Origin of the sequence: Aeromonas sp. 9A (assembly GCF_963900955.1) — a bacterium.
GTDB classification, from domain to species: domain Bacteria; phylum Pseudomonadota; class Gammaproteobacteria; order Enterobacterales; family Aeromonadaceae; genus Aeromonas; species Aeromonas salmonicida.
Genome location: NZ_CAWRFG010000001.1, coordinates 1,829,986 through 1,855,961, shown reverse-complemented (window position 1 = coordinate 1,855,961; position 25,976 = coordinate 1,829,986). Strand labels below are relative to the sequence as shown.

The window sequence follows — 25,976 nt, the reverse complement described above, 5'->3', positions numbered from 1 at the left end:
AATGGACTTAGACTTGAGGCGAGCTTGGCGCCCGATTAACGCAGGGCCTTCATCTCACCGGCAATGATCTCGGCCAAGGGGCCCAGAATCACCTGCAGGTTCTGTTCACCGAGCTTGACCACACCGGCCGCGCCCAGGGCTTTGAGCTTGCGCTCATCCACTATGCTGCGGTCTTTCAGGGTCAGACGCAGACGGGTGATGCAGGCATCGATGGTGACCAGGTTGTCTTGACCACCCAGCACTTCCAGATACTGGCGAGCCAGTTCGGTGCGGTCAGTGGTCTGAGCCTGTGCCGGTACGGCTTCATCATCCTCACGACCCGGAGTTTTCAGGTTGAACTTGACGATGACGGCACGGAAGATGACGTAGTAGAGGCCGAAGAACACCAGACCCTGCACCAGCAACATGTACCACTGAGTCGCCAGCGGGTTGCGTGACTGAATGAACATGTCGACAAAGCCCGCACTGAAACCGAAACCGGAGATCCAGTGCATGCTGGCGGCGATAAACACAGAGACACCGGTCAGCAGGGCGTGGATGACATAGAGTACCGGTGCCACGAACATGAAGGAGAATTCGAGCGGCTCGGTCACACCGGTGAAGAAGGCGGCGAAGGCGGCGGCGATCATGATGGATGCAACCTTGTCCTTGTTCTCTTTCTTGGCAGTGTGATAGATGGCCAGGGCTGCGCCCGGCAGACCGAACATCATGATGGGGAAGAAGCCAGCCTGGTACATACCAGTGACACCCACGACAGCTTTGCCCGCGTCGATGGAAGATTGGCCACCCAGGAAGTTCGGGATGTCGTTGATACCGGCCACGTCAAACCAGAACACTGAGTTCAGGGCGTGGTGCAGACCAACTGGGATCAGCAGACGGTTGAAGAAGGCATAGATACCGGCACCGGTAGAGCCCAGGTTGACGATGGATTCACCAAAGCTCACCAGACCACCGTAAATGACCGGCCAGACGGCCATCAGGATGAAGGAGACGATGATCATCACCACTGAGGTCACGATCGGCACCAGACGACGGCCGGAGAAGAAGGCCAGCGCCTTGTGCAGTTCGACGCTGCTGAAGCGGTTATAGAGCTCGGCGGCGATCACACCGGTCAAGATACCGATAAACTGGTTCTCAATCTTGCCGAACGCGGCAGGCACTTGATCCAGCGGGATCTGCTGGATTTGCGACACGGCACCCGGGCTCAGCAGTGTGGTCACGACCAGGAAACCGACCAGACCGGCCAGTGCGGCAGAGCCGTCTTTGTCCTTGGACATGCCGTAGGCAACACCGACAGCAAACAGGATGGCCATCTTGTCGATGATGGCGGCACCGGCCTTGATCAGGAAGGCAGCCAGCGCGCTGTCACCACCCCAACCGTTAGGGTCAATCCAGTAGCCAACCCCCATCAGGATCGCGGCGGCAGGCAATACCGCTACCGGCACCATCAGGGCACGGCCGATCTTTTGCAAATAACCGAGAATGTTCACGGTTCCTCTCCTTAGTTAATGTTTTTCTAGAAATTAAGTGCTTATCACGTTTGACGCATAAGCCATCAAGGCTTGATTGGCAGTCTAGGGCTTTTATTTCGCTGCGCAAATTAATAAACCTGTAATCGTGATCATTATCACCCAAACGAGATAAAGGTAGCGGATACATGTGGCTTAGTTCGCAATCTTTATTTACGCTATAAAACAACTTGAATCCGTCTTAGCCTATTTGCCGCCGACACCCCGGCAGCAACCCGTACAGAGGTATCTACAATGCGCCTGATCCCGTTGAAATCTGCCAGCCAAGTGGGTCTGTGGTCTGCCCGTTACATCGTTGACCGTATCAATGGGTTCAAACCCACGGCCGATCGCCCCTTCGTACTGGGCCTGCCCACCGGCGGCACCCCGCTCAACACCTACAAGCGCCTGATCGAGCTGCATAAAGCCGGTGAAGTAAGTTTCGAGCACGTGGTCACCTTCAACATGGACGAATATGTCGGCCTGCCGGAAGATCACCCGGAGAGCTACCACAGCTTCATGCACAACAACTTCTTCTGTCACATCGACATCCGCCCGGAAAACATCAACATCCTCAACGGCAACGCCCCGGATCTGGTGGCCGAATGCAAGCGCTATGAGGACAAGATCAAGTCCTATGGCAAGATCAACCTCTTCATGGGTGGCGTCGGCAATGACGGTCACATCGCCTTCAACGAACCGGCCTCCTCCCTCTCCTCTCGCACCCGGGTCAAGACCCTGACCGAGGACACCCGTATCGCCAACTCCCGCTTCTTCGGCGGTGACATGGAGCAGGTGCCCAAGCTGGCGCTGACAGTGGGTGTCGGCACCCTGATGGACGCCGAAGAGATCATGATCCTGGTCACTGGCCACGGCAAGGCCCAGGCCCTGCAAGCAGCAGTGGAAGGCAGCGTCAACCACATGTGGACCATCTCCACCCTGCAACTGCATCCGAAGGGAATGATGGTGTGCGACGAGCCCTCCACCATGGAGCTCAAGGTTAAGACGGTGCGTTACTTCCAGCAGCTCGAAGCCGCCAACATCGGCCGTCTGTAAGGAGCCACCATGTACGCATTGACCAATTGCACCCTCTACACCGGCAGCTGTGTGCTGACCGGTTACGGGGTCGTGATCGAGGGCGACAAGATTGTCGCCATCCAGCATCAGGCCGAACTGCCTGCCGGTATAGAGCGACATGATCTGCATGGCGCCAACCTCTGCGCCGGCTTTATCGACGTGCAGCTCAACGGCTGTGGCGGCGTCATGTTCAACACCGACATCTCCACAGAGACACTGGCGATCATGCAGGCCGCCAACCTCAAATCCGGTACCACCAGCTTCCTGCCGACCCTGATCACCAGCCCGGATGCGGACATGAAGCGGGCCGTCGCCGTGACCCGCGACTACATGGCCGCGCACCCGAATGAAGTGCTGGGCGTGCATCTGGAAGGCCCCTACACCAACCTCAAGCGCAAAGGCATACACCCGGCCGCCCAGATCCGCCAGCCCGCCGACGAGATGATCGACTTCTTCTGCGCCAACAGCGATGCCATCGCCAAGATCACCCTGGCACCGGAGCGCAACAAGCCCGAGCACATCCGTCAGCTGGTAGAGGCAGGCATACTGGTCTCCGCTGGCCATACCGCCGCCAACTACGATCAGGCCATGGCCGGCTTTGATGACGGCATCCGTTTTGCTACCCACCTCTACAACGCCATGACCCCGACCGTGAACGGCCGCGAGCCGGGTGTGGTGGGTGCCATCTATGATCGCAAGGATGTCTATGCCGGCGTCATTGTCGATGGACACCATGTGCACTGGGCCAACGTACGACTGGCCCACAAGATGCTGGGGGAGAGACTGGTGCTGGTGACCGACGCGACCGCCCCCGCCGGTGCACCGGAAGGCTTTGAGAAGTTTGATTTTTGTGGCGCAACCGTCTATTTCCGCGATGGTCAGTGCGTCGACGAGAATGGTACACTCGGCGGCTCTGCCCTCACCATGATTGAGGGGGTGGAGAATCTGGTCAAACAGGTCGGATTACCGCTCGATGAAGCACTGAGAATGGCCACTCTTTATCCCGCTCGCGCCATTGGATGGGACTCACGTCTCGGTAGTATCCAGGTCGGAAAAATAGCCAACCTGACTGTCTTTGATCAGACCTTCACGGTCTGCGGGACCGTGGTTAACGGACACTACACAACACAGTGACACTATGACTGGCGGACAAATAGCAAACGTAGATCTTATCAAGCAGGTCAACAGTGCAGCCGTATATCGGCTCATCGACCTGCAAGGCCCCATCTCGCGGGTCAAAATTGCCGAGTTGAGTCAGCTGGCCCCGGCCAGCGTGACCAAAATAACCCGGCAACTGATCGAGCATGGCCTGATCAAGGAGACCTCACCGCAAGCCTCTACCGGCGGGCGGCGCGCCATCTCCCTGACCACCATCAAGCATCGCTTTCAGTTTGTGTCCGCCAAGCTCGGCCGCGGCTATCTGCAGCTGAGCCTGTACGATCTCGATGGCAAGGAGCTCGATCAACACGTCACCCAGGTGACCGAGATCGATCAACAGCCGGTGGTCGACATGCTGCTGCGGGAAATTGGTGCCTTCATGGACTCCCAGCAGGAGCGCAACCGCAACCTGATCAGCATAGCGCTGACCATGCCGGGTCTGGTCAATCCGGAATCGGGTATGGTCATCTATACCCCCAAATACCAGATCCGCAATCTGGCCCTGGCCAAACTGCTGGAAAACCACTTCAACCTCCCCTGCTACGTGGGCAACGACACCCGCTCGCTGGCACTGGCCGAACACTTCTTCGGTGAGTCCCGCGACTGCATGGACTCCATTCTGGTGAGCGTGCACCAGGGTGCCGGCTCCGGCATCATCACCAAGGGCAAGGTGTTCCTCGGTCAGAACCGCAACGTTGGCGAGATCGGCCACATTCAGGTCGAACCGCTGGGCAAGCGCTGCCACTGCGGCAACTTCGGCTGCCTCGAGACCATCGCCTCCAACGAGGCCATTGTCGACAAGGTAAAAGAGCTGATCAGTCGCGGTCACCTGAGCTCGCTGCAGGAGAAGCACATCACCATACAAGAGGTGTGCAAGGCGGCTATGGCCGGGGATGAGCTGGCACGCAGCGTGATCGAGAACGTGGGTGAGCACCTGGGGCGGGCGGTGGCCATCACGGTCAACCTGTTCAACCCGCAGAAGGTGCTGATCGCAGGCGAAATCACCGCCGCCGAAGAGATCCTCTTCCCAGCCATTCGCCGCTGTGTCGAACACCAGTCACTGCCCAGCTTCCACCGTGGCCTGCCCATCGTGAAGGCCCGCTTCCAGAACCAGCCCACCATAGGCGGCTTCGCCCTGGTGAAACGGGCCCTGCTGGAGGGTGATCTGTTGCAGATCATCATGGAGCAGAAGTAAGGCGCTGGCCTTGCGAGACAAAAAACGGCAGCCATTGGCTGCCGTTTTTTATTGTGCGCTTTTCGCCGGTTTATCCCGCCCGGCAGGGCTTGAACAGATCCAACGCACCGTCATATACCTTGGTCTGCACATCCATGATCCCCAACATAGAGTGGAACAAGTTGTCATGGGAGAAGCGCTTGCTGCTCGCCTCCTGTTGCAGACACCCCATGTTCAGCTGACGATCCGCCTGCAACTGCGGAGAAAACCAGGTCAGCAGCGGCACCCGGGTCTGATCATCCGGCGCAAACTGGTAGGGAGTGTCGTGCAGATAGAGCCCCATGGCACCGAGGGATTCGCCATGGTCGGAGAGATAGACCAACCCCACGTTGTAATCCGTTTGCAGTGACTTGAGCTTCTCTATCAGTTGCGCCACCACCTTGTCGGTATAGCGAATGGTGTTGTCATAGGTATTGACCAGCTCTTCGTTGCTGCAATTCTCGATGTCACTACGCGGGCAGTCCGGCACGAAGAAACGCTCGGACGCAGGATAACGGCGATAGTAGGTCGGACCATGGCTGCCCATCAGATGAAAAGCCACCAGCTTGTTGCCCTGCTTGCCCTTCATGTCGGCAATCTGTCGATCCAGCCCTTCCAGCATCACCTCGTCGTAGCATGAACCCTGCTGGCAATACTGCGGGAAGGCCTTGGCCTCGATATCTATGGTGGGCACATTCTTGCACACCCCCTTACAGCCGCCATCGTTCTCCTTCCAGAGCACAGAGACACCTGCGTGTTGCAGCACATCCAGCATGCCGTCCCGGGACTGGGCCAGGGTGTCGTTATACCCGCGCCGGGTGAGATTGGAGAACATGCAGGGCACGGAGACAGCCGTGGCCGTACCGCAGGAGCGCACATCCTTGAAGGAGATGACTCCCGCTTCCTGCTCGGTGAAACTGTTGGTCTGCTTGCGATAGCCGTTGAGGGAGTAATTCTGGCTACGCGCCGTCTCCCCCACCACCAGGAACATCAGGGTCGGCTTGTTCCCCTGCCCCACCACCCTGGCGTCCGTCCCCAGCGGCTGATAGGGAATGGGGGTGGCAAACAGTATATCTCTGGCATAGCGATAGAAGCCGTGTACATAGTTGGCTGGCACTATCTCCTTGCCAAGAGACTTGTTGTTGCGCCCGACCGAGGCGTAATCCTGATAATAGAGCGCAGCCATACCCACCAGAAACAGCAGTGACAGGGCGATGGAGCCAAATCGCAGGCCAAACCCTCTATACCAGGGGCTGGGATATTCGATCTTCACCCACAACAAGGCCAGCGCCGGCAGCACACCAGTCAGCAGGAACCAGAGCGCGACCCGAGCCATTGAGGTAGGCGCTCACCTCCCCCGTATTGGTCGCAACCATGTTCTGTACCATATCCCTGTCGAAGATGACGCCATATTTGAGCATGGCGTAGCTGACCACAGAACCCAGCAGGATCAGCAGCACGAAGAAGGGCTTGAGCAGATAGCGGAAGGTAAAGGGCAGAAACACCGCATTGAGTGCGGCCAGCAACACCAGGGGGATAGAGAGGACAAAGCCCGCCTTGACGTGGTCCAGCTGAGTGAGAATGGTGTAAAAGTGCAGGAAGATGGGCCAGTTGAACACCAGTGCAAACAGCAGCACCAGCAACAGATTCACCTTCATCACGCCCAGGGTGATGCGCATAACGATACTCCGACAAATCAGGCAGGACTGGGAGCCCGGCATGGGCATTCCCGTTGTTGGCATCTCGCTTACCGCGCGACGCTGTTTGAAGGCGATAGCGATAATGGGCAGGGGCCCGGATACTGCAGCCAGCTTAAAAAGCCAAACTTAAGGGAGAGTTAAGGGGAGCGAGTCCTTTGGCGGGAAGAGAACAAGAGACAAAAACGGCAGCCTGAAGGCTGCCGTTTTTAATATGTGCTCAGCATAGGATCAGAGGGTCGTAGCGACTTCGTCGGAGGAAGATGGCGCCGTTGTGATGCCATCTCCTCACGTGTGCACTCTGGCGATCAGAGGGTCGCGGCGACTTCGTCAGAGATGGAACCGTTGTGGTACACCTCCTGCACGTCGTCCAAATCTTCCAGCATGTCGATGAGGCGCATCAGCTTGGGGGCGGTTTCCGCATCCAGCTCTGCTTCGGTGGAGGGGATCATGGTCACTTCGGCGTTCTGGGCCTTGAAGCCGGCGGCTTCCAGCGCATCCAGCACGGTACCGAAGTCGTTCGGGGTGGTGTACACCTCGATGGAACCATCTTCCTCGGTCACAACGTCATCGGCGCCCGCTTCCAGTGCCGCATCCATCAGGGCATCTTCATCGACACCGACGAAGGTCAGCAGCCCTTTCTTGCTGAACAGGTAGGCAACCGAGCCATCGGTCCCCAGGTTGCCGCCGCTCTTGCTGAAGGCATGACGCACTTCGGCAACGGTACGGTTACGGTTGTCGGTCAGGCACTCCACCATGACGGCAGAACCGGCCGGGCCGTAGCCTTCATACACTATGGTCTCGAGCTGCTCGCCGTCGCCACCACCGGCCCCACGCGCGATGGCGCGGTTGATGGTTTCGCGGGTCATGTTGCTGGTCAGGGCTGCCGTCACAGCCGCACGCAGGCGCGGGTTGTTGGCGGGATCCGGATCACCAATACGGGCCGAGGTGGTGATTTCACGGATCAGCTTGGTGAAGATCTTGCCGCGCTTGGCATCCTGAGCTGCCTTGCGGTGTTTGATGTTGGCCCATTTACTGTGACCTGCCATAGAGACTCTCCGTTATATTTTTTAGATTTCAATAACACAAAGTGACCGGGTAGGCCGCGCTGAGCGCGGCCGGGACTGTGCCGGATGCCGGCTTATTCATCACCCTTGACGGTCGTCGCAATCGCCAGTTCGCTCATCTGCGCCTGGTTGGCAAAGCTGGGGGCGTCTGTCATCAGACAGGCGGCCGCCGTGGTTTTCGGGAAGGCAATCACGTCCCGGATGTTGTCGGTACCGGTCAGCAGCATGCTCAGACGATCCAGACCGAAGGCCAGACCGGCGTGCGGCGGGGTACCGTACTTCAGCGCATCCAGCAGGAAGCCGAACTTCAGACGCTGCTCGGCAGGTGTGATGCCGAGGATGTCGAATACGGTGGCCTGCATCTCGCTGTTGTGGATACGCACAGAACCGCCACCCACTTCGTAGCCGTTGATGACCATGTCGTAGGCGTTGGCATAGGCGCTGAGCGGGTTGGCTTTCAGCTCGCTCGGACCCAGGTTGCTCGGCGCGGTGAAGGGATGGTGCATGGCCGCCAGGCCGCCTTCGCTGTCTTCCTCGAACATGGGGAAGTCGATGACCCACAGCGGCTTCCAGCTGTTTTCCATCAGACCCAGATCGCGGCCCACTTTCAGACGCAGGGCACCGATGGCATCGGCCACCACTTTCTTGCTGTCGGCGCCGAAGAAGATGATGTCGCCGTCGGCTGCGCCGGTACGGGCCAGGATCTCGCGCACTATCTCATCGGAGAGGAACTTGGCAACCGGAGACTGAACCCCTTCGAGGCCGTTGGCGGCTTCGTTGACCTTCATCCAGGCCAGGCCCTTGGCGCCGTAGATGCCGACGAACTTGGTGTACTCGTCGATCTGCTTGCGGGACAGCTCGCTTCCGCCCGGCACTTTCAGGGCTGCCACACGGCCTTTCGGGTCGTTGGCGGGGCCGGCAAACACGGCGAACTCGACGGAGGTCAAGAGGTCTGCCACATCGACCAGCTCCATCGGCAGACGCAGGTCCGGCTTGTCGGAGCCAAAGCGACGCATGGCTTCGTCGAAGGTCATGACAGGGAAGTCGCCCAGATCCACGGCCAGCACGTGTTGCCACAGGTTGCGGATCATCTCTTCCATCAGCTCGCGCACTTGGGGCGCCGTCATGAAGGAGGTCTCCACGTCTATCTGGGTGAATTCTGGCTGGCGGTCGGCACGCAGGTCTTCGTCACGGAAGCACTTGACGATCTGGTAGTAGCGATCGAAGCCGGACATCATCAGCAACTGCTTGAACAGCTGCGGGGACTGCGGCAGGGCGTAGAACTTGCCCTTGTGCACCCGGCTCGGCACCAGATAGTCACGGGCACCTTCCGGGGTGGCCTTGGTCAGCATGGGGGTTTCGATGTCGAGGAAGCCGTGCTCGTCCATGAAGCGACGTACGAAGGCGCTGGCCTTGGCACGGGTCTTCAGGTACTTGGCCATTTCGGGGCGACGCAGATCCAGATAACGGAACTTGAGACGCTGCTCTTCGCTGTTGACCTGGTTGAAGTCCAGCGGCAGCGGCTCGGCGCGGTTGATGATGGTGAGCTCGTGGGCGAACACTTCGATGGCACCTGTGGCCATGTCGCTGTTGCGCTGGGAGTCAGGACGGGTACGTACCACACCTGAAACCTGAATGCAGAACTCGCCGCGCAGTTCGGAGGCCAGGGCGAAGGCGTCCGGCTTGTCCGGATCGAAGAACACCTGCACGATCCCTTCCCGGTCACGCATGTCGATAAAGATCAGACCGCCGAGGTCGCGACGACGATGGACCCAACCGCACAATGTAATGGTCTGCCCGGCATGGGCCTCATTGACCTGTCCGCAATAGATAGAGCGCATGGACTTCTTCCTTCGAAATTGTAGAGAGACGGTTAACCTGAGCCGCCGGGCACGACTGGCAGCACAGTCCGTCTCACAGCTGGCCAGAGTCTTGTTCTTGCCCGGTTTGAAATCTGTCTCGTACCGTCCGACCCCCTGGATCGGACACCTGCCACCGATATCGGCTCGACCAGAGGCGGCTGGCAAGCGGCCGGGCAGTCGGTCAGAGGGCATCGGAAAGCATCGTTGTTTGGCCAATTCATGGCCGCTACCGTCGCCACAATATGCGCACAGCGGGGCGAGTCACAACAAATTGGCAAACAAAAGGGCTGGCATTATAGAGGAAAACCCCCATTTGGGTAAAATGGCCAGCAGCCTCCTTTGCCCTGTTTTTTGCGTCTCAAGGCAAAAAATGGGCATAAACCGAGATAAACCCGCAGACAGGATCCGCCATGAGCCTCTTTTTGGGCCTGCCACAATGGTCGCACCCGGCCTGGCCCGGTCAATTATTGGGTGTGGGCGCCAAACCCGCCGAACATCTCGCTCACTACGCCCGGGTGTTCAACACAGTGGAAGGCAACACCACCTTTTACGCCTCGCCCACCCCTGACACAGTGCAGCGCTGGGCCGATGCGGTGCCTGCCCACTTTCGTTTCAGCTTCAAGTTTCCGAAAGAAATCAGCCACCAGAGCGATCTGGTGAGCGTAGACAAGCAGGTGACCGACTTCATTCGCCTGCTCACTCCACTGCACGACAAGCTGGGACTGCTCAAGCTGCAACTGCCCGCGCGCTTCGGCCCGAGCGGCCTTCCCCGCCTCGCCGAATTCTTCAATCGGCTGCCGGCAGCGTTTCGCTATGCCCTCGAGGTGCGCCACCCCGATTTCTTCGCCAAGGGCGAGGCGGAGCGCAGCCTCAACCGCATGCTGATGGAAAAAGGCATCAACCGCATCATGCTCGACAGCCGGCCACTGTTTTCTGTGCCAGCTACCACGGCGGCCATGATAGATGCCCAGGGCAAGAAGCCCAGACTGCCGGTTCATCTGCTGGCCACCGCCAGCGCCCCCGTGGTGCGACTCATCGGTCTGCCGGAACCTGCGGCCAATCACCCCTTTCTGCCGGGCTGGCTGCCACACTGGCGTCAATGGCTGGCGGATGGAAAGGATCTCTACCTCTTTATACATACCGCCGACAATGCCCAGTCACCCGAACTCGCCCGTCAGATAACACACCTGTTGGGACAGGAGATGGCCCCCTGGCCGGGGGAAAACGATCGCGCGCGCCAGGGCGTGCTGCGCTTTTAGCCAGCCACTGCACCAGCCATTCATCAGGCGCAAAAAAAGCCACTTTTTTGTGGCCGGACAGGGCTCGGCGTCAAGACAAATGCCCATCAATCCTCTACACTAGCGCCCCAAGCAAGGGTCCGGAACATGGCCCATACGAACTGGGACGGCCCGAAGGAACTCAAGGCCAGTCACCCCGTTCGTAAACAGGTGATATATCTACTCTGATGGGTATCACCCAACGACTCAATTGAACAATACAGCCGGATTACACCCCGGCTGTCAGGTTGCGCAAGCATGCATACCAAAGACCAAATTTTTGCTGCCCCTATCGCCCGATTGGGGGACTTTTGCTTTGACGAACAGGTCGTCGACGTCTTCCCCGACATGATCCAGCGCTCGGTGCCGGGCTACAGCAACATCATCTCCGCCATCGGCATGATGGCTGCCCGTTATGCCCAACCACAGAGCCGTCTGTACGATCTTGGCTGCTCCCTCGGCGCCGCCACCCAGGCCATGCGTCGCCACCTGACTCAAGCGGGTTGCCACATCACGGCGGTGGATCTCTCTCACCCCATGATAGAACGCGCCCGTGCCCACCTTTCGGGTTTCAAATCCGAGGTGCCGGTGGAGTTGGTCGAAGCGGACATCTGCGACATAGCGATCGAAAACGCCTCTGTGGTGGTGCTCAACTTCACCCTGCAGTTCGTGGACCCCGAAAAGCGGATGGCCCTTATCCAGCGCATTTTTGATGGTCTGCGTCCGGGCGGCATCCTGATCCTGAGCGAGAAGTTCCGCTTCGAGGATGAACCGGTCAACGATCTGCTCATCGAGCTGCACCTGGACTTCAAACGCGCCAATGGCTACAGCGAGCTGGAGATCAGCCAGAAACGCAACGCCCTCGAGAACGTGATGCGTACCGACAGCCTGGAGACCCACAGATCCCGCCTGCAAAGCGCCGGCTTCGTTCATCAGGATCTCTGGTTCCAGTGCTTCAACTTCGGTTCCATGATTGCCATCAAATCCAGCGACGCCAACTAAGCCATGATCGACTTTGCCAATTTTTATCAACTGATCGCCAAGAACCGGCTGAGCCACTGGTTGCATACCCTGCCCGCTCAGCTGCATGCCTGGCAGCACGACAACCTGCACGGGGACCTGCCGCGCTGGAATCGCGCCCTCAACAAGCTGCCCACCACAGCGCCCGGCCATATCGAGCTGCAACGGGGCGTCGAGATAGGCAATAGTCAGAGCTTGAGTGAAGGGGAGCGCAAAAAGGTCGAGAGTCTGCTGCGCCAATTCATGCCCTGGCGCAAGGGGCCCTTCACGGTCCACGGCATCCACATCGATACCGAGTGGCGCTCCGACTGGAAGTGGGATCGGGTATTGCCCCACATCAGCCCGCTGGCCGGCCGCTATGTGCTGGATGTGGGCTGCGGCAGCGGCTACCACCTCTGGCGCATGGTCGGCGAAGGGGCCAAACTGGCCGTCGGCATAGACCCGAGCCCGCTGTTTTTGTGCCAGTTCGAGGCCATTCGTCACTTCACCGGCGGCGATCAGCGCGCTCACCTGTTGCCGCTGGGCATTCAGGAGCTGCCTGACCTGCGCGCCTTTGACACCGTCTTCTCCATGGGGGTGCTCTATCACCGCAAGTCCCCCATAGAGCACATCGAACAGCTGCGCAACCAGCTCAAAGACGACGGCGAGCTGGTGCTGGAGACGCTAGTGATCGATGGTGGCGTCAATGAGGTGCTGGTGCCCACCGACCGTTACGGCAAGATGCGCAACGTCTGGTTCATCCCCTCAAGCGCGGCGCTCAAACTCTGGGTGGAACGCTGCGGATTTACCGATGTGCGGATCGTAGACGAGAATATGACCAGCACCGACGAACAGCGTCGTACCGACTGGATGATCAATGAATCCCTGAGCGACTATCTGGATCCTGCGGACCCAACGCTCACGGTAGAAGGACACCCGGCGCCGAAACGTGCCGTACTGATTGCCAGAAAGGCCAAAGACTAGCCGATGGCGCCAGCGGAAGTTACACTGACCCAATTCCAGGAAGCACAGTTAAATGAATGACATGAAAAGCAAATTAAAAGGAATGACCCTGCTCTCCCTGCTCAGTCTCGGCGGGTGTGTCAGTGTGGATAAAGCGCCTCCGGTACCAACCTTGACGCTGGCAGAGCTTCGCGGCGAGATAAGCTTGAGCGAGCAACGCCTGCAAACATCCATGGAACAGCAACAGAAGCAGTATGTGCAGCAACAGCACCTGCTGGTTCAGCTCAACACCGATGTCAACAACATGAAAGAGTCCGTGAAAAAAGTCGACAGCAAGCTCGAAAACCTGGCTCCCGAGCCACCCAAACCCATGGCGATCCCGACCGAGAAGTGTCAGGCCCCGAGCCAGGGCCACACAGTCGACGGCAAATTGCTGGTGGGTGAAGCAGAGTGGATCTGGGTTGATGCCGCCAATGACGCCTTCCAGGCGCGGGTCGATACCGGCGCGACCACCTCTTCCATCAGCGCCCAGGACATCACCATCTTCGAGCGTAACGGTAAGAACTGGGTGCGCTTCTTCCTGAGCCACCAGGAGATGGATGACAAGATCCAGATCGAAGCGCCGCTGGTACGCCACGTACGTGTGCGTCAGGCCTCTGCCGACGATCTCGATCGTCGTCCCGTGGTGCGTCTGGCGGTGCGGATCGGTGACATGACCGAAAAGGCTGAATTTACCCTGAAAGATCGCAGTGACATGACCTTCCCCGTGCTGCTGGGTCGTGAATTTTTGAAAGACATCGCTGTGGTTGATGTGGCCCGCGAATATATCCAACCAAAACCCACGCTCAAGGATGTGAAATAATCCATGGTTTCCCGTAAGCCGTTCTATTTGCTGGTCGCCCTGCTGTTCATTGTCGGCCTGGGGATGACGTTTTATCACCACATAGCGTTGGATGTACCGCTGACGCCGGGTGAGAAACGCCAGATCTGGTCCATCGAGGCCAAGCTCGAATTTGAAGCCACCGGTGAGCCGGTGATCGCCTCCCTGGCCATTCCGGGCACCCAGCCCGGTTTCACCCTGATGAACGAGAACGCCGCAAGCCCGGGCTACGGCCTGTCATTTGTCGAGAAGGACGGGGATGCCCGCGCCGAGTGGTCGATCCGTTCCGCCTCAGGCCGCCAGGAGCTCTACTACCGCGTCGACATGATGGCTGACGACCATGCCAAGCCGGCGGCCCTGGCAAAGCCTCCCGTCATCGAGAAGCAGATAGAGAGCGAGCCTTACGCCACTGCCATGAAGCAGATCTCCGAACGGGCCCAGGAACGCTCTGCCGACGGTTACACCCTGACCCGCGAGATCATCAAGGAAATAGAGAAACAGGAGCAGAACGCCGAGCTGCTGAAATCTCACAAGAGCCGGGCCAGCCTGATTGCAGAGCTGCTGAGCAACGCTGACGTCCCGGCGCGGGTGGTCCATGCCCTGAGTCTGGAAGACGGCCGTCGTCGCCAGGAGCTGGTGGATTACCTGCAGGTATTCAACAGCCCGACCGACTACAAGCTGTTCAATCCGCAAACCGGTGAACAGGGTCGCCCTGCCAACCTGCTGCTGTGGGAATACAACTCGGGCGCCCTGCTGGATGTCACCGGCGGCCACAACTCTCGGGTAACCTTCTCGATGATCGAGCAGGAACAACCGGTCAACGTGGCGCTGGCGCAGAAGTTTGAAAAGTCCGAGATGCAGAACTTCTCCATCCACAGTCTGCCGCTGGAAGAGCAGGCGCTGTTCAAAGGCTTGCTGCTGATCCCCATCGGCGTGCTGATGGTGGTGTTCCTGCGGGTTATCGTCGGTATCAAGACCTCGGGCACCTTCATGCCTGTGCTGATCGCGGTCGCCTTCATCCAGACCTCGCTGGTTACCGGCCTGGTCGGCTTCCTGCTGATCGTCGGCACGGGTCTGGTCATCCGCTCCTATCTGTCGCGGCTCAACCTGCTGCTGGTCGCCCGAATATCGGCGATCATCATAATGGTGATCTCGATGATCGGTATCTTCTCCGCCTTCGCTTTCAAGCTGGGGCTGACCGACGGCATGAAGATCACCTTCTTCCCGATGATCATCCTCTCCTGGACCATAGAGCGGATGTCCATTCTGTGGGAAGAAGAGGGTCCGAAAGAGGTGGTGCGTCAGGGCGGTGGTTCCCTGCTGGTGGCGGTCATCGCCTACCTGGCCATGGATAACGAGCTGATCCGCCATCTGACCTTCAACTTCCTCGGCCTGCAGCTGGTGCTGATGGCGACCGTGCTGCTGCTGGGCAACTACACCGGCTACAAGCTGAGCGAGCTCAAGCGCTTCAAGCCGCTGGTGAACGAGATCAAGTCTGGCGCCACCCCGGGTAAGGACAAGTAACAGATGTGGTTCTGGGAAAAATACACCAGCCCGTGGAGCCTGTCTCAGGCAGGCATCCTCGGCATGAACAAGCGCAACCACTCCTATATCAGCCGCTACAACCCGCGTCGACTCTACCCGCTGGTGGATGACAAGCTGCAGACCAAGCGCATAGCGCTGGATGCAGGTGTGACAGTGCCCGAACTCATCGGCACCATCCGCGAGCAGCATGACGTTGGCCGCATTACCGAACTGGTAAAAGATTGGCCGGGCTTTTGTATCAAGCCGGCCCGTGGCTCCGGCGGCAAGGGGATCCTGGTGATCCTCCGTCAGGAAGAGGGTCTCTTCTTCAAACCGAATGGCAGCGCGTCTACCGGTCAGGATCTGGAGCGCCATGTCTCCAACATTCTGGCGGGGCTCTATTCCCTCGGCGGCAAGCCCGACGTGGCACTGGTAGAAGGCCTCATCAACTTTGATGATGTGTTCGACGGTTACTCGTTCGAAGGGGTGCCCGATGCACGGGTGATCATCTTCAAGGGTTTTCCGGTGATGGCCATGATGCGCCTCTCCACCGCCGCCTCCGACGGCAAGGCAAACCTGCACCAGGGCGCCGTGGGTGTGGGCCTGTGCCTGCGCACCGGCCGGGCGCTGCGGGCGGTACAGTTTGGCAATCCGCTGCGTCATCACCCGGATACCGGCCTCGATCTGTACGATCTCAAGGTGCCTCACTGGGATACCTTGCTGACGCTGGCGGCCTCCTGCTACGAGATGTCGGGTCTGGGTTACATAGGCACAGACATGGTGCTGGACAAGTTCCGCGGCCCCATGCTGCTGGAGCTCAACGCCCGTCCCGGCCTTGCCATCCAGATTGCCAACGGTCGCGGCCTGGTGCCCAATCTCAAAACCATCGAGAAGCTGGGTCAGGTCAAGATGAACGTGGAGCAGCGGGTCAGCTTCGCCAAGGATCACTTCGGTATCTTTGACGAGTAGCCCCACCACCCAGATAGCAAAAGCGCGCCTTGAAGCGCGCTTTTTTATGGCTGACATTCGGCCTGTTACATGATTTGGCAGGCGGCAGGCAGAAAAAAACCGATGCCATGGCATCGGTTTTTCGGTATCTGGTACGCAGACCCGATTACAGGGAGGCAGCGTTCTCGGACAGGTACTTGGCAACGCCATCAGCAGACGCGGTCATGCCTTTTTTACCCTTCTCCCACTGGGCAGGGCACACTTCGCCATGCTCTTCGTGGAACTGCAGGGCATCGACCATGCGCAGCATCTCGTCGATGTTGCGGCCAAGGGGCAGATCGTTGACCACCTGATGACGCACCATGCCGTGGCTGTCGATCAGGAAGGAGCCACGGAAGGCCACACCGGCTTCCGGGTGCTCAACGTCATAGGCTTTGCAGATTTCGTGCTTCACGTCGGCGATCAGCGGGTATTTCACCTGACCGATACCGCCATCTTCCACCTTGGTGTTACGCCAGGCGTTGTGGGAAAACTGGGAATCGATGGAAACACCGATCACTTCCACACCGCGCTTCTGGAACTCTTCATAGCGGTGATCGAAGGCAATCAGCTCGGACGGGCAGACGAAGGTGAAATCGAGGGGATAGAAGAACAGGACGGCTGCTTTGCCTTTGATGTGGGATGCCAGGTTGAAGGAGTCAACAATCTGGCCATTGCCCAGAACGGCAGCAGCGGTGAAATCAGGTGCGGGACGGCCTACCAATACCATATTCAATTCCTCATTATGTGAAGTGAACAATCCTGTCAGGATTGGGCTACCTAGAGCCAAGTCCGTCTAATTCAAGCGACAAACCCTATACCCAGTGGTAGATTAGTTAAATCAAATTAAATAGATAGCATTCATCGGGTTTTCCTATGCAACGTTGGCCCAGCCTGAAACAGCTGCAATATCTGGTCGCTCTCGACGAGCACAAGAACTTCAATCGCGCCGCCAAGGCCTGTCATGTCAGCCAGTCCACCCTGAGTACCGGGATCCAGACGCTGGAAGACATGATGAACCTGCAACTGGTGGAGCGGGACCACAAGAGCTTCATTATGACCCCGGTCGGCATGGAAATCGTCGAGCGAGCTCGCAATTTGCTCTCGGACGCGCGAGATCTGATGGAACTGGGGCAACATCAGGGCGGCGTCATGCACGGCACAGTCCGGCTCGGCTGCATCCCCACCATAGCCCCCTTCCTGCTCAGCAAGCTGCTGCAGGAGTGCGGCAAGGCTTATCCTGAACTGGAATTGTTGCTGCGTGAAGACACCACCACCAACCTGCTCAAGCAGCTGGAACAGGGTCAGCTCGACTTGCTGATCCTGGCGTTGCCGGTGGAGATCGGCGGCTTCCACTGCAAGATGGTTGGCCAGGATCCCTTCCACATGGTGATGCCCGCCAGCATGGCGGCCGGTCTGCATAAGCCATTCGACTACAAGGAGCTGCCCAACCAGAGCATCTTCCTGCTGGAACGGGAGCACTGCCTCACCGAACATGCGGTCAGCGCCTGTCGGCTGCGGGATAAGAGCAAGATAAACCCCTTTGCCGCCACCAGCCTGCACACCCTGGTACAGATGGTCGGTGCCGGGCTTGGCACCACCTTCCTGCCCCAGATGGCAATAGATTCCGGCATTCTCGACAACACCGACCTGGTGGCCATTCCCCTGCCGGGTGAAAAGCCGTATCGCGAGATAGGCCTGGTGTGGCGCCCCAGCACCACCCGGGTACAGACCTTCTACAAGCTGGCCGAGCTGCTCACTCCGCTCATCGAGCCCAAGACCTGAGTCACGTTCTGAACCAATGAAAACGCCGGCAGCTTGCCGGCGTTTTCATTGGTTCAGACACATCGGCAGATCAGTTGCCGGCCGGTTGCCCGAAGATGCGGGTATAGGAGGTCAGGGTCCGTACGCTCACATCCGCCGGATTGCCGTTCTCGTCATAGAGCGCCAGCTCACCGGTCTGCTTGTTGTGGCCGAGCAGCTGATGAGCACTCAGGTTGCTCAGCGCATCGCTGTCCGCCTTCCACTCCCAGCGCTGGCCCAGACTCAGACTGCAGCTCTGCAACTGGCCGAGGTTGTTGCCATCCAGGCAGCGACGGGTATCCAGCGCACTGACATAACGGCCGTACTGGTCATAGATAAAGGACTGGGCAGCCGAAGTCTCGTCACAGGTCACGGCGCTCAGGCCATGCTCGGCGCCGGCGCTCAGGCAGCGGTTGTCAAAGCCTCCCAGCTGCAGGTTGACCGGGCGTCCGCCGGTGAATACCGGATGGTTCCAATCCACCTTGAAGCTAGTTGGGGCGGTCACCCGTCTGCGCTTGTCGACATCCTCGAACCCCTGGAAGGAGACATGCCCTCCCACCACGTAGTAGTGCTTGTAGATACCGGTGTAGATGGGGCGGATGTTGACCGAAGAGTCGATCTTGAACTCGGTACTGCCCGTCTCGTCGGGCGCCGCCTTGTAGATGACATCCAGATTCGGCACGAAGCCCTTGTAACTCAGCGGCTGGATGCGGTTGTGATCCACATCGTACCCCATGCCCCAGACGGTGGCGGTCTTGGAGGAGAGCAGTGACTCCGCCGTCGCGTATTGATCCCGCACCCAGCTGAAACTCACCTTCTGGGCACTCGGCGCCGAGCGTTCGACCCGATAATCCTGAGTGTTGTAGGCTAGCTGACGCTGCTGGCTGAACTTGGCTGACGCCTCCAGCTTGGCCTTGGGCCCATCCTTGTTCACTTCAACCCCGCCGGTCACCCCCACCTCGAAACCCGAGATCTCGCGATGCTCATACTTGCTGTTGAGATTGGTCGGCAGACTCTTGAGCACAGCCGCCTTGGTATTGGACGCGTCGATGGTGAAGCGATAATCCTGGGCAATGGCATCGGTGGCATAGTCCCGCGCCCAGCCATCGAGCAGCAGATAATCTGCGATGTTCTCGCTCCAGGTGAGGTCCTCATTGAGCTGAATACCGGCACCTGCCGACTCGTCATCCAGCGAGATCCGCACTATCTTGGCATCCGGCGTAGCTGACCCCGTGTTGCCAAATTGCAGGGAGCGCTCCAGATTCACCCGATAGACCAGCGAGATGTTTGGCGAGTCACAAAAGAGGCGATCCCCCCGATCCCAGGTGCGTGAGCGCGGGAAGGTACACTCGCCATCGCTGATCTTGCGATTGACGTTGAGATAAAAAGCCACGTGAGGCAGGCCCGCTTCCGCCGTCGCGGTTTGCGTCAGGGAGCGTTTGTGGCGTTTGCCCTGCCCTGCCAGGGTGTCGATTCGCTCCATCACCTGATAGAAAGCAGGATCATCCGCGCCCCCCAGCGGGGTAAACAGCAGATCCCCCTTGTAGGCGGAGACCAGCACCCAATTGGCATCAAACGAGATGCCTGCCAGCTGCTCCATGGCTTTTCTGGCCTGTTGCCGTTCGGCCTTGTCAGTGATGCCGCTGAAATCGATGAAGATACGCTCCCCCTGCCCCAGCACACGCTCGCGCAACTGGTCACGGGTCAACGCCTTGGCTGCCTGTTGTTCATCCAGCCAGCTGCTGGCGTTGAGGTAGACCAGTCCCTGCTCCGATTGCAGGCTGGCCAGCATGGCGGTGCCCTGATCGGTGCGTTCACCTATGTCTTCGGCATGAACGCTGCCAGCCAGCAAGGCCAGCGCGAGCAGACTGAGGGCGGGAATATGAGTGACTAATTTGCGTGGTTTATTGTTTTTCATTGTTATCTCCTGATCGAATCCCGCCAGACTATTTCCCCATGCAGTGAAATAGCATAACCCTGTTATCAATGGTTATATGGAGGCGTTATTCTCTTTGCCAGCCAAGCTGTATCTTCCATTTTTCTCGCTGTGAATTAACAACGGATTGATGGGTGATATTTCATATGGCAGAGCAAGGACCGCAATGCAGTCCAGGGTGGACGACTCGGCGTTCACCGATGCTATTACACGGTTGTCGCGCTCTGGTGCGCGCCCCATTTGTGATGCGGGTGACATCTGTCATGAGTCTCGCCATCACGGATATGACATACTGGCCTGACTCATATGTCTATCGTGTCTGCCTTGCCTGTAACCCGGATTGCACGGGCGACAGGGTGCGAGGAAACACTGACTGCTATGGGCTTGCGATCATGATGCTGCCCTCCTCTTTGCTGGTGGAATTATTCCTCTGGCGCCATAATTAATCAATGCAAGCCAGGGGTTAATATCATTTACAGCCTGTTACAAAATAATTCCCTATATATCCAGCTTGATACTGTTATTTCTTCATTCAGGTAATCAGCATGACTGTATATATTACGCAGAAACATCATAACGAATTAACCTGAAATCAGAACGTGACACAGATCACACAGTGACGTCAACAAGGATAATAATAAACTTATTTAAATCGTATTAGAATAAACGCGTTAATATTGAAATGCTTATTCAAGTAAGCCGGATGATATTATTCAATTAGTGGTACTTGATGGTATAAATGAAATCCATACGACCCCCTTTATACTCGACATGCCTTGTTAAAATGGGTTTTATCACGGCCAAGGCTATGTTCGAGCCCCAAACCCCGTTTATGATGAGCGGGTCGTCGAGTCGAAGGAGCCCCTATGGATTGCAAGTTACTGCTGCCCCTGCTGGCCCTGTTGCTGGCCGCCTGTTCCAGCACGCCCGAACCGCCGCCACCTCGTCAGAGCAGTGCCTTCGACAGCTTTTATCAGCAGTGGCGTGGTGTGCCCTATCGCATGGGCGGATCCAGCCGGGCGGGCCTCGACTGCTCCGCCTTCACCCAGCTTGCCTACAGCCAGGTACTGGGCTTCAACCTGCCCAGAACCACAGAATCCCAGGCCAGTCTCGGCACGCCGGTAGATCGCTACCGGCTGCAACACGGGGATCTGGTCTTCTTCAAGACCGGCTGGCAGCAATACCATGTCGGTGTCTATACCGGTGCCGGTGAGTTTATCCACGCCTCCACCAGCAAGGGCGTGATCCGCTCGCGCCTCGACAATGTCTACTGGAACAGTCGCTACTGGCAGGCTCGCCGCCTGACGCAGTGAGCCCCGCTCACCATGAGAAATGAGAAAGGCCCGTGACGGGCCTTTCTCATTGTCTGTTTGCAGACTCAGTGCTTGCGATGCCAGCGCGGCGAGGTGGCTTTCTCACCCCAGGGGGTCACGCATGGCAAGAGTGCCCCCTCGATCACCACATCGCTGCTGGCCAGCGCCTCGGCAATCTTCTGGTGCAGCACCCGCAACAGGCGCCCCTCCTGCTCGGCCAGGGAGTGGCCCGCGGCAAAGAACTCGCGCTGATGTTGCAGTGCCAGCTTCTGGGCAAACTCATAGGTATTGAAGCAATCCGGCATCCGCTCGACCACATCATCAAGCCGGGCCAACAAGCTGTTCAGTTCCCTGGTCATATCGCTCACTCCTTGTAGGTTGATAACCAAAAACTACCCCTTATTGGATAAACCACCAACCCTCAAACCCTGAAAGTGTGGTGGGTCGCACAGTTCACAGGTGAGTCATCCGCGACCCTGTGCCAAGCCAGATGAGATAACTTTACAGCCGGTTAACAAGCCGCTAAATTTAGACCGACCAATCAGTCGGTCAATTAACAAGCGGGGTAGGCCATGGACCTGGTTCAGTTGCAAGAGAGCACCACAGACAAGTTGTCGCTACCAAACAAGCTGGCCAGGCTCAGACAAGCCTGTCAGGCCAATCCCATGCCTGGCCTGAGTGAACGTAGAGCCCATCTGAATCAGCTCAAGCGCGCCCTGCTCGACCACAAGCAGCAACTGTGCGACGCCCTGGCCCGGGATTATGGCCAGCGCAGCGACTACGACAGCCTGATCGCCGATATCCTGCCCTGTGTCATGCAGATCAACTACACCCAGAAGCGGATCAAACGCTGGATGCGCCCTCATCGCCGCCATACCGGTCTGCTGCTGGCACCGGCCAAAGTCGAGGTGTTCTACCAGCCCCTTGGCGTAGTCGGCATCATAGTGCCTTGGAACTTCCCCGTGATGCTGAGCCTGGGGCCTCTCATCAGCGCCATCGCCGCCGGCAACCGGGCCATGCTCAAACTATCCGAATTCACCCCTCACACCAATGCCGTGCTGCGCGAGCTGCTGGACGGCGTGTTCGACGAAGAGGAGGTGACGGTCGTCGAGGGGGATGCGCAAGTGGCCGCCGCGTTCAGCGCCCTCCCCTTCGATCACCTGCTGTTCACCGGCTCGACCGCAGTGGGCAAGCTGGTGATGGCCGCGGCCGCCCCCCAGCTCACCCCGCTCACCCTGGAGCTAGGCGGCAAGAGTCCCTGCCTTGTCGCCCCCGACATGCCCATCGCACTCGCGGTGGAGCGGATGATCTTCGGCAAGAGCCTCAACGCCGGCCAGATCTGCGTGGCCCCCGACTATGTGCTGCTGCCACGGGGCCAGGAGCAGACCTTCATCGAGGCCTATCGCAACCACTTTGCCCGCATTTATCCCAAGGGACTGGCCAGCCCGGATTACGGCTCCATCATCAATGGGCGCCAATATGAACGGATCACCGGCTGGCTGGCCGAGGCCGAACAGGCGGGTGCCCAGGTGCACCCCTGCGGCAACCCGGCCCGGGACGACCTGGCCCACCGGCTGGTGCCCCATCTATTGACCGAGGTACCCAACCACTGTCAGGTGATGCAACAGGAGATCTTCGGCCCCCTGCTGCCGCTGGTACCCTACGACAGCATCGACGAGGCGCTCGCCTACATAGGTGCCCGTCCCCGTCCCCTCGCCTTCTATCTGATGAGCCTGGATCCGGCCCTGCAAGCCAGGGTAACCCGGGAGACCCACTCCGGCGGCATGGCCATCAACGAGAGCCTGTTCCAGGTGGCGGCCGATGATGTGCCCTTTGGCGGCATAGGTGCCTCCGGCATGGGCCACTACCACGGCCATGAAGGCTTTCTCACCTTCTCCAAGGCCAAAACCGTGCTCAGCCGTGGCAAATTCAGTACCGGCTCCCTGGTTCATCCCCCTTATCGGCGCTGGCACCAGCGGCTGATGATGGCACTGTTTTTACGCTAACCGCCCGTGACGAGGCCTGCATGAGCAAACCCATGACCGACAAACGCCGCCAGATCCTGGATGCCGCCCTCGCCCTGTGTGCAGAGGATGGGCTGCAAGGCGCCGCCACCGCCCGTATCGCCAAGGCGGCAGGGGTGGCCAATGGCACCCTGTTTCACCACTTTCCCAGCAAGGAGGTGCTGATCCAGTGCCTCTATCAGGACATCAAACTGCGCCTCGGCGCCGCCATCACGGAGGCGGACGCCGCCCTGTCCCTGTGCGAGCAGGCCCGTCATTACTGGCAGCAAGCCATGCAGTGGATGCAGGCCCATCCCAACGAGCTCAAATTCGTGCTGGGCTTCTTCCACTCTCCCCTGCTGGCGCGCTCCTTGCGCAGCCAGATCCTGAGCGAGACCTTGCGTTTTCTGCCGCAACTGCTGACCCAGGGCCAGGCCAGCGGAGCCCTGATGCAAGCCCCGCCGGCCCTGATGCTGGAGGTATGCCAGAGCCAGTTTCTGGCGTGCGCCTCCCTGTTTGTCGATCAACCTGAACTGGGGCAGGATGCCCACTGGCAAGCCAGTGCCTTCGCCCTCTTCTGGTCTGCCATCTCGGGAGTGAATCCTCATGCAAAACCGGACGCTTGAATCCCTGGTGGCCCTTGGCCGCCGTCTCTGGATCGCCACCCTGCTCTGGGTCATAGGGCGCACCCTGTGCCGCGCCGCCCGGGTCGATGAGGCGGTGCGGCGTGAACTCGCCCCCCTGCCCGACGGCCTCACCATACGGCTGGAGGTAGCGGGCCTCACCCAGGCGCTGATCATCCATAAAGCAGCTGGTCGCTGGCAGTGCGGCGTACCGGCACATGCCAGCAGCAATCTGCACCCGCTGCGGGTGCGCTTCAAACATCCGGGTATCGCCTTTCGTGCCCTCAGCTTTCGGCTCGGGGTCAATCAGGCGTTCAGTGAGAACCGCCTGCTGGTGGAAGGGGATCTCACCGTCGCCATGCACCTGGTGCGGGCACTGGAGCAATTGCAGGCCCTGATCCTGCCCGCCTTCATAGCGCGGCCGCTGCTGCGCCACTATCCGAGCCCGCGCAACAAACTGGCGCGTGCCTGCCACATCTACCTGGGTCTGCTGACCGGCTGAATAAAAGGATGAACAAAATGAGTCGCTATTACGATTTCTTCTGTCCGGTCAAACTGATGGCGGGCGAGCAGGCGCTGGAACAGCTGGCTGGCGAATTGGCGGGTCTGGGGGCACGCCGTCCGCTGCTGCTCACCGACAAGGGGGTCAGCGGCACAGGGCTCGCCACCCTGCTGGCCAATGTGCTGGCCGAGGGGGAGCTGCCGGTCGCCGACATCTGGGACGAGATCCCGGCCGACTCCTCCACCGCCGTGGTGGAGCGGATCGCGGCCCGCTATCGGGAGCTCGAATGCGACAGCCTGGTGGCGCTGGGCGGCGGCTCTGTCATCGACACCGCCAAGGCGGTCAACATCCTCGCATCCATGGGCGGGGAGCGGCTGCTGGATTACGCTGGTGCAGGCTGTCTGACCCGGCCCCTGCAGCCACTGGCGGTGGTGCCCACCACGGCAGGTACGGGATCCGAGGTGACGCTGGTGGCGGTGATCAAGGATGAGGCGAGCGGGCGCAAGGTGCCCTTCACCTCCCCCTTCCTGCTGCCCCAGCTGGCGGTGCTGGATCCGCGCCTCACCCAGGGCTTGCCCCTCAACATCACGGCCGCCACCGCCATGGATGCCATGACCCACGCCATCGAGGCCTTCATCGGCAATGCCAAGAATCCGGTCAGTGACGCACTGGCCCTGATGGCGATAGAGAAAATCGCCAACGCCTTGCCCAAGGTGCTGCAGAGCCCTCAGGACAAGCAGCTGCGGCTGCAACTGGCAGAAGGATCCACCCTGGCGGGGATGGCGTTTTCCAACTCCATGGTGGGGCTGGTGCATGCCCTCGGCCACAGCCTGGGGGCCCGCTGTCACCTGCCCCATGGTCTGTGCATGAACCTCTTCCTGCCGACCGTGCTCGACTACAACCGCCCGGGCATAGACCCTGAGCTGGCCCGCCTGCTGCTGCCTCTGGTCGGTGCCGAGCGCTTTGCGGCAACCCCGGCCACAGAGCGGGCCCAGGCGGCCATCCAGACCCTGTGCGCCCTGCGCGATAGCCTGTGGCAGGCGGTGAAGCTGCCGCGCACCTTGCGTGAGGCAGGCGTCACCGACAAGGGGTTGCTGCCCGAGATCCGGGATCTCGCCATCAATGACGGCGCCCTGCTCTATAACCGCAAGGATGCCGACCGGGCTCAACTGCTCGACCTGCTGGAACGGGCGTGGGAGTAATCAGGCTGAGGGCCCCGCATCGCGGGGCCCTCAGTTACCAGCGGATGGTGGCACCGGCGCCGTAGTTGCCGTTATCTTCAGGCGTTTTTTCGCGCCAGATGGACTCCTTGTTGCGGCGGATGGCCTCTTCCCGCTCCTGGTTACGCTCCCAGACGGGTTTCATCTCATCCTGCGGCCGCTCATGTTTCTCCCCCTTGTGGTCGATGACGGAGCAGTGCTTTTCGCCGCACTGGTAGGCGTAGGGTTCGATGGCGCAGCCTGTCAGGGCCAGACTCAGGCCAATAAGGGAAATGCTCAGAGAGGAAGGCAAGATCATGTGACGCTCCTGTTTGCATCGGTGACGAGAGGGCGCCGAGTGTCAAACAGGAGAGAGAGGGATTCA

22 protein-coding genes and 1 pseudogene are annotated in these 25,976 nt (G+C 59.2%); 15 read left to right on the top strand and 8 right to left on the bottom strand.

All coding sequences use genetic code 11. From position 1 onward, the window contains the following. Positions 1-35: 35 nt before the first annotated feature. Positions 36-1,490 (bottom strand): N-acetylglucosamine-specific PTS transporter subunit IIBC, encoded by a 1,455-nt coding sequence (gene nagE, locus AACX78_RS08815; RefSeq protein ID WP_159165970.1) that lies wholly within the window; start codon positions 1,488-1,490, stop codon positions 36-38. A gap of 273 nt (positions 1,491-1,763) precedes the next feature. On the opposite strand from nagE, the gene nagB reads away from it, so the two are divergent. From nagB to nagC, 3 genes are read left to right on the top strand one after another with little or no spacing between them, the layout of a single operon-like run. Then, complete coding sequence (nagB, locus tag AACX78_RS08810) at positions 1,764-2,564, top strand: glucosamine-6-phosphate deaminase (RefSeq protein ID WP_159165969.1); 801 nt, start codon at positions 1,764-1,766, stop codon at positions 2,562-2,564. Between the two features lie 9 nt (positions 2,565-2,573). Further along, positions 2,574-3,719 (top strand): N-acetylglucosamine-6-phosphate deacetylase, encoded by a 1,146-nt coding sequence (gene nagA / locus AACX78_RS08805; protein WP_159165968.1) that lies wholly within the window; start codon positions 2,574-2,576, stop codon positions 3,717-3,719. Between the two features lie 4 nt (positions 3,720-3,723). Beyond that, on the top strand, positions 3,724-4,938 hold the full coding sequence (gene nagC / locus AACX78_RS08800; RefSeq protein WP_005309674.1) for a DNA-binding transcriptional regulator NagC: 1,215 nt from the start codon (positions 3,724-3,726) through the stop codon (positions 4,936-4,938). 70 nt (positions 4,939-5,008) lie between these two features. Here nagC and AACX78_RS08795 read toward each other — a convergent pair. The 3 genes and pseudogenes from AACX78_RS08795 to aspS all read right to left on the bottom strand — a co-directional run bounded on the left by AACX78_RS08795 (position 5,009) and on the right by aspS (position 9,561). After that, a pseudogene (locus tag AACX78_RS08795) lies at positions 5,009-6,635 on the bottom strand (phosphoethanolamine transferase). Between the two features lie 326 nt (positions 6,636-6,961). After that, entirely contained in the window at positions 6,962-7,702 is a 741-nt protein-coding gene (locus AACX78_RS08790) for a YebC/PmpR family DNA-binding transcriptional regulator (protein WP_005313105.1), read from the bottom strand. Positions 7,703-7,794: 92 nt separating this feature from the next. Next, complete coding sequence (gene aspS / locus AACX78_RS08785) at positions 7,795-9,561, bottom strand: aspartate--tRNA ligase (RefSeq protein WP_159165967.1); 1,767 nt, start codon at positions 9,559-9,561, stop codon at positions 7,795-7,797. 431 nt (positions 9,562-9,992) lie between these two features. Between aspS and AACX78_RS08780 the strand changes: the two genes are divergently transcribed. The 6 genes from AACX78_RS08780 (at position 9,993) to AACX78_RS08755 (ending at position 16,194) form a co-directional block, all read left to right on the top strand. Then, positions 9,993-10,841: a DUF72 domain-containing protein gene (locus tag AACX78_RS08780; protein ID WP_159165966.1), complete on the top strand. Its 849-nt coding sequence runs from the start codon at positions 9,993-9,995 to the stop codon at positions 10,839-10,841. Between the two features lie 276 nt (positions 10,842-11,117). Next, positions 11,118-11,861, top strand: coding sequence for a carboxy-S-adenosyl-L-methionine synthase CmoA (cmoA, locus tag AACX78_RS08775; RefSeq protein ID WP_159165965.1), 744 nt, complete (start codon positions 11,118-11,120; stop codon positions 11,859-11,861). A 3-nt stretch (positions 11,862-11,864) separates the two neighbouring features. Beyond that, the gene (cmoB, locus tag AACX78_RS08770) at positions 11,865-12,842 is read left to right on the top strand and encodes a tRNA 5-methoxyuridine(34)/uridine 5-oxyacetic acid(34) synthase CmoB (protein ID WP_159165964.1); all 978 of its coding nucleotides are present in this window, start codon (positions 11,865-11,867) and stop codon (positions 12,840-12,842) included. A 52-nt stretch (positions 12,843-12,894) separates the two neighbouring features. After that, entirely contained in the window at positions 12,895-13,683 is a 789-nt protein-coding gene (locus tag AACX78_RS08765; RefSeq protein ID WP_034523284.1) for an ATP-dependent zinc protease family protein, read from the top strand. A 3-nt stretch (positions 13,684-13,686) separates the two neighbouring features. Next, on the top strand, positions 13,687-15,225 hold the full coding sequence (locus tag AACX78_RS08760) for an inactive transglutaminase family protein (RefSeq protein ID WP_059112566.1): 1,539 nt from the start codon (positions 13,687-13,689) through the stop codon (positions 15,223-15,225). A gap of 3 nt (positions 15,226-15,228) precedes the next feature. Next, on the top strand, positions 15,229-16,194 hold the full coding sequence (locus tag AACX78_RS08755) for an alpha-L-glutamate ligase-like protein (protein ID WP_021137922.1): 966 nt from the start codon (positions 15,229-15,231) through the stop codon (positions 16,192-16,194). A gap of 145 nt (positions 16,195-16,339) precedes the next feature. On the opposite strand, the gene AACX78_RS08750 is transcribed toward AACX78_RS08755, so the two are convergent. Further along, complete coding sequence (locus AACX78_RS08750; protein ID WP_005313082.1) at positions 16,340-16,942, bottom strand: peroxiredoxin C; 603 nt, start codon at positions 16,940-16,942, stop codon at positions 16,340-16,342. Between the two features lie 146 nt (positions 16,943-17,088). Between AACX78_RS08750 and AACX78_RS08745 the strand changes: the two genes are divergently transcribed. Then, positions 17,089-17,997 carry a hydrogen peroxide-inducible genes activator gene (locus AACX78_RS08745; RefSeq protein WP_159165963.1) on the top strand — a complete coding sequence of 303 codons (909 nt, stop codon included), beginning with the start codon at positions 17,089-17,091 and terminating at the stop codon, positions 17,995-17,997. 70 nt (positions 17,998-18,067) lie between these two features. On the opposite strand, the gene ahh1 is transcribed toward AACX78_RS08745, so the two are convergent. Continuing rightward, entirely contained in the window at positions 18,068-19,933 is a 1,866-nt protein-coding gene (gene ahh1, locus AACX78_RS08740; protein ID WP_159165962.1) for a hemolysin Ahh1, read from the bottom strand. Between the two features lie 884 nt (positions 19,934-20,817). Between ahh1 and AACX78_RS08735 the strand changes: the two genes are divergently transcribed. Continuing rightward, the gene (locus AACX78_RS08735; protein ID WP_021137925.1) at positions 20,818-21,264 is read left to right on the top strand and encodes a C40 family peptidase; all 447 of its coding nucleotides are present in this window, start codon (positions 20,818-20,820) and stop codon (positions 21,262-21,264) included. A 65-nt stretch (positions 21,265-21,329) separates the two neighbouring features. Here the strand turns inward: AACX78_RS08735 and AACX78_RS08730 are convergent, their stop codons facing one another. Continuing rightward, positions 21,330-21,623 (bottom strand): hypothetical protein, encoded by a 294-nt coding sequence (locus tag AACX78_RS08730; protein ID WP_005313055.1) that lies wholly within the window; start codon positions 21,621-21,623, stop codon positions 21,330-21,332. A gap of 213 nt (positions 21,624-21,836) precedes the next feature. Here AACX78_RS08730 and AACX78_RS08725 point away from each other — a divergent pair, with 213 nt between their 5' ends. Genes AACX78_RS08725 through AACX78_RS08710 form a run of 4 tightly spaced genes read left to right on the top strand, consistent with a single transcriptional unit; the run spans position 21,837 to position 25,594 of the window. Beyond that, positions 21,837-23,270, top strand: a complete 1,434-nt coding sequence (locus tag AACX78_RS08725; protein ID WP_159165961.1) for a coniferyl aldehyde dehydrogenase — start codon at positions 21,837-21,839, stop codon at positions 23,268-23,270. 20 nt (positions 23,271-23,290) lie between these two features. Beyond that, positions 23,291-23,893: a TetR/AcrR family transcriptional regulator gene (locus tag AACX78_RS08720; RefSeq protein ID WP_159165960.1), complete on the top strand. Its 603-nt coding sequence runs from the start codon at positions 23,291-23,293 to the stop codon at positions 23,891-23,893. Further along, complete coding sequence (locus AACX78_RS08715; protein WP_159165959.1) at positions 23,874-24,392, top strand: SCP2 sterol-binding domain-containing protein; 519 nt, start codon at positions 23,874-23,876, stop codon at positions 24,390-24,392. Before AACX78_RS08720 ends, AACX78_RS08715 begins: the two co-directional genes overlap by 20 nt. Positions 24,393-24,409: 17 nt before the next feature. Continuing rightward, complete coding sequence (locus tag AACX78_RS08710) at positions 24,410-25,594, top strand: iron-containing alcohol dehydrogenase (RefSeq protein ID WP_159165958.1); 1,185 nt, start codon at positions 24,410-24,412, stop codon at positions 25,592-25,594. 34 nt (positions 25,595-25,628) lie between these two features. Here AACX78_RS08710 and AACX78_RS08705 read toward each other — a convergent pair whose 3' ends face one another. After that, positions 25,629-25,910 carry a hypothetical protein gene (locus AACX78_RS08705; protein ID WP_159165957.1) on the bottom strand — a complete coding sequence of 94 codons (282 nt, stop codon included), beginning with the start codon at positions 25,908-25,910 and terminating at the stop codon, positions 25,629-25,631. Positions 25,911-25,976: the final 66 nt, after the last annotated feature.

Excerpts from the sequence above, each read along its gene's own strand:
- nagB (WP_159165969.1), top strand. The coding sequence starts at position 1,764 with ATGCGCCTGATCCCGTTGAAATCTGCCAGCCAAGTGGGTCTGTGGTCT.
- nagA (WP_159165968.1), top strand. The coding sequence starts at position 2,574 with ATGTACGCATTGACCAATTGCACCCTCTACACCGGCAGCTGTGTGCTG.
- nagC (WP_005309674.1), top strand. The coding sequence starts at position 3,724 with ATGACTGGCGGACAAATAGCAAACGTAGATCTTATCAAGCAGGTCAAC.
- AACX78_RS08790 (WP_005313105.1), bottom strand. The coding sequence starts at position 7,702 with ATGGCAGGTCACAGTAAATGGGCCAACATCAAACACCGCAAGGCAGCT.
- aspS (WP_159165967.1), bottom strand. The coding sequence starts at position 9,561 with ATGCGCTCTATCTATTGCGGACAGGTCAATGAGGCCCATGCCGGGCAG.
- AACX78_RS08780 (WP_159165966.1), top strand. The coding sequence starts at position 9,993 with ATGAGCCTCTTTTTGGGCCTGCCACAATGGTCGCACCCGGCCTGGCCC.
- cmoA (WP_159165965.1), top strand. The coding sequence starts at position 11,118 with ATGCATACCAAAGACCAAATTTTTGCTGCCCCTATCGCCCGATTGGGG.
- cmoB (WP_159165964.1), top strand. The coding sequence starts at position 11,865 with ATGATCGACTTTGCCAATTTTTATCAACTGATCGCCAAGAACCGGCTG.
- AACX78_RS08765 (WP_034523284.1), top strand. The coding sequence starts at position 12,895 with ATGAATGACATGAAAAGCAAATTAAAAGGAATGACCCTGCTCTCCCTG.
- AACX78_RS08760 (WP_059112566.1), top strand. The coding sequence starts at position 13,687 with ATGGTTTCCCGTAAGCCGTTCTATTTGCTGGTCGCCCTGCTGTTCATT.
- AACX78_RS08755 (WP_021137922.1), top strand. The coding sequence starts at position 15,229 with ATGTGGTTCTGGGAAAAATACACCAGCCCGTGGAGCCTGTCTCAGGCA.
- AACX78_RS08750 (WP_005313082.1), bottom strand. The coding sequence starts at position 16,942 with ATGGTATTGGTAGGCCGTCCCGCACCTGATTTCACCGCTGCTGCCGTT.
- AACX78_RS08745 (WP_159165963.1), top strand. The coding sequence starts at position 17,089 with ATGCAACGTTGGCCCAGCCTGAAACAGCTGCAATATCTGGTCGCTCTC.
- ahh1 (WP_159165962.1), bottom strand. The coding sequence starts at position 19,933 with ATGAAAAACAATAAACCACGCAAATTAGTCACTCATATTCCCGCCCTC.
- AACX78_RS08735 (WP_021137925.1), top strand. The coding sequence starts at position 20,818 with ATGGATTGCAAGTTACTGCTGCCCCTGCTGGCCCTGTTGCTGGCCGCC.
- AACX78_RS08730 (WP_005313055.1), bottom strand. The coding sequence starts at position 21,623 with ATGACCAGGGAACTGAACAGCTTGTTGGCCCGGCTTGATGATGTGGTC.
- AACX78_RS08725 (WP_159165961.1), top strand. The coding sequence starts at position 21,837 with ATGGACCTGGTTCAGTTGCAAGAGAGCACCACAGACAAGTTGTCGCTA.
- AACX78_RS08720 (WP_159165960.1), top strand. The coding sequence starts at position 23,291 with ATGAGCAAACCCATGACCGACAAACGCCGCCAGATCCTGGATGCCGCC.
- AACX78_RS08715 (WP_159165959.1), top strand. The coding sequence starts at position 23,874 with ATGCAAAACCGGACGCTTGAATCCCTGGTGGCCCTTGGCCGCCGTCTC.
- AACX78_RS08710 (WP_159165958.1), top strand. The coding sequence starts at position 24,410 with ATGAGTCGCTATTACGATTTCTTCTGTCCGGTCAAACTGATGGCGGGC.
- AACX78_RS08705 (WP_159165957.1), bottom strand. The coding sequence starts at position 25,910 with ATGATCTTGCCTTCCTCTCTGAGCATTTCCCTTATTGGCCTGAGTCTG.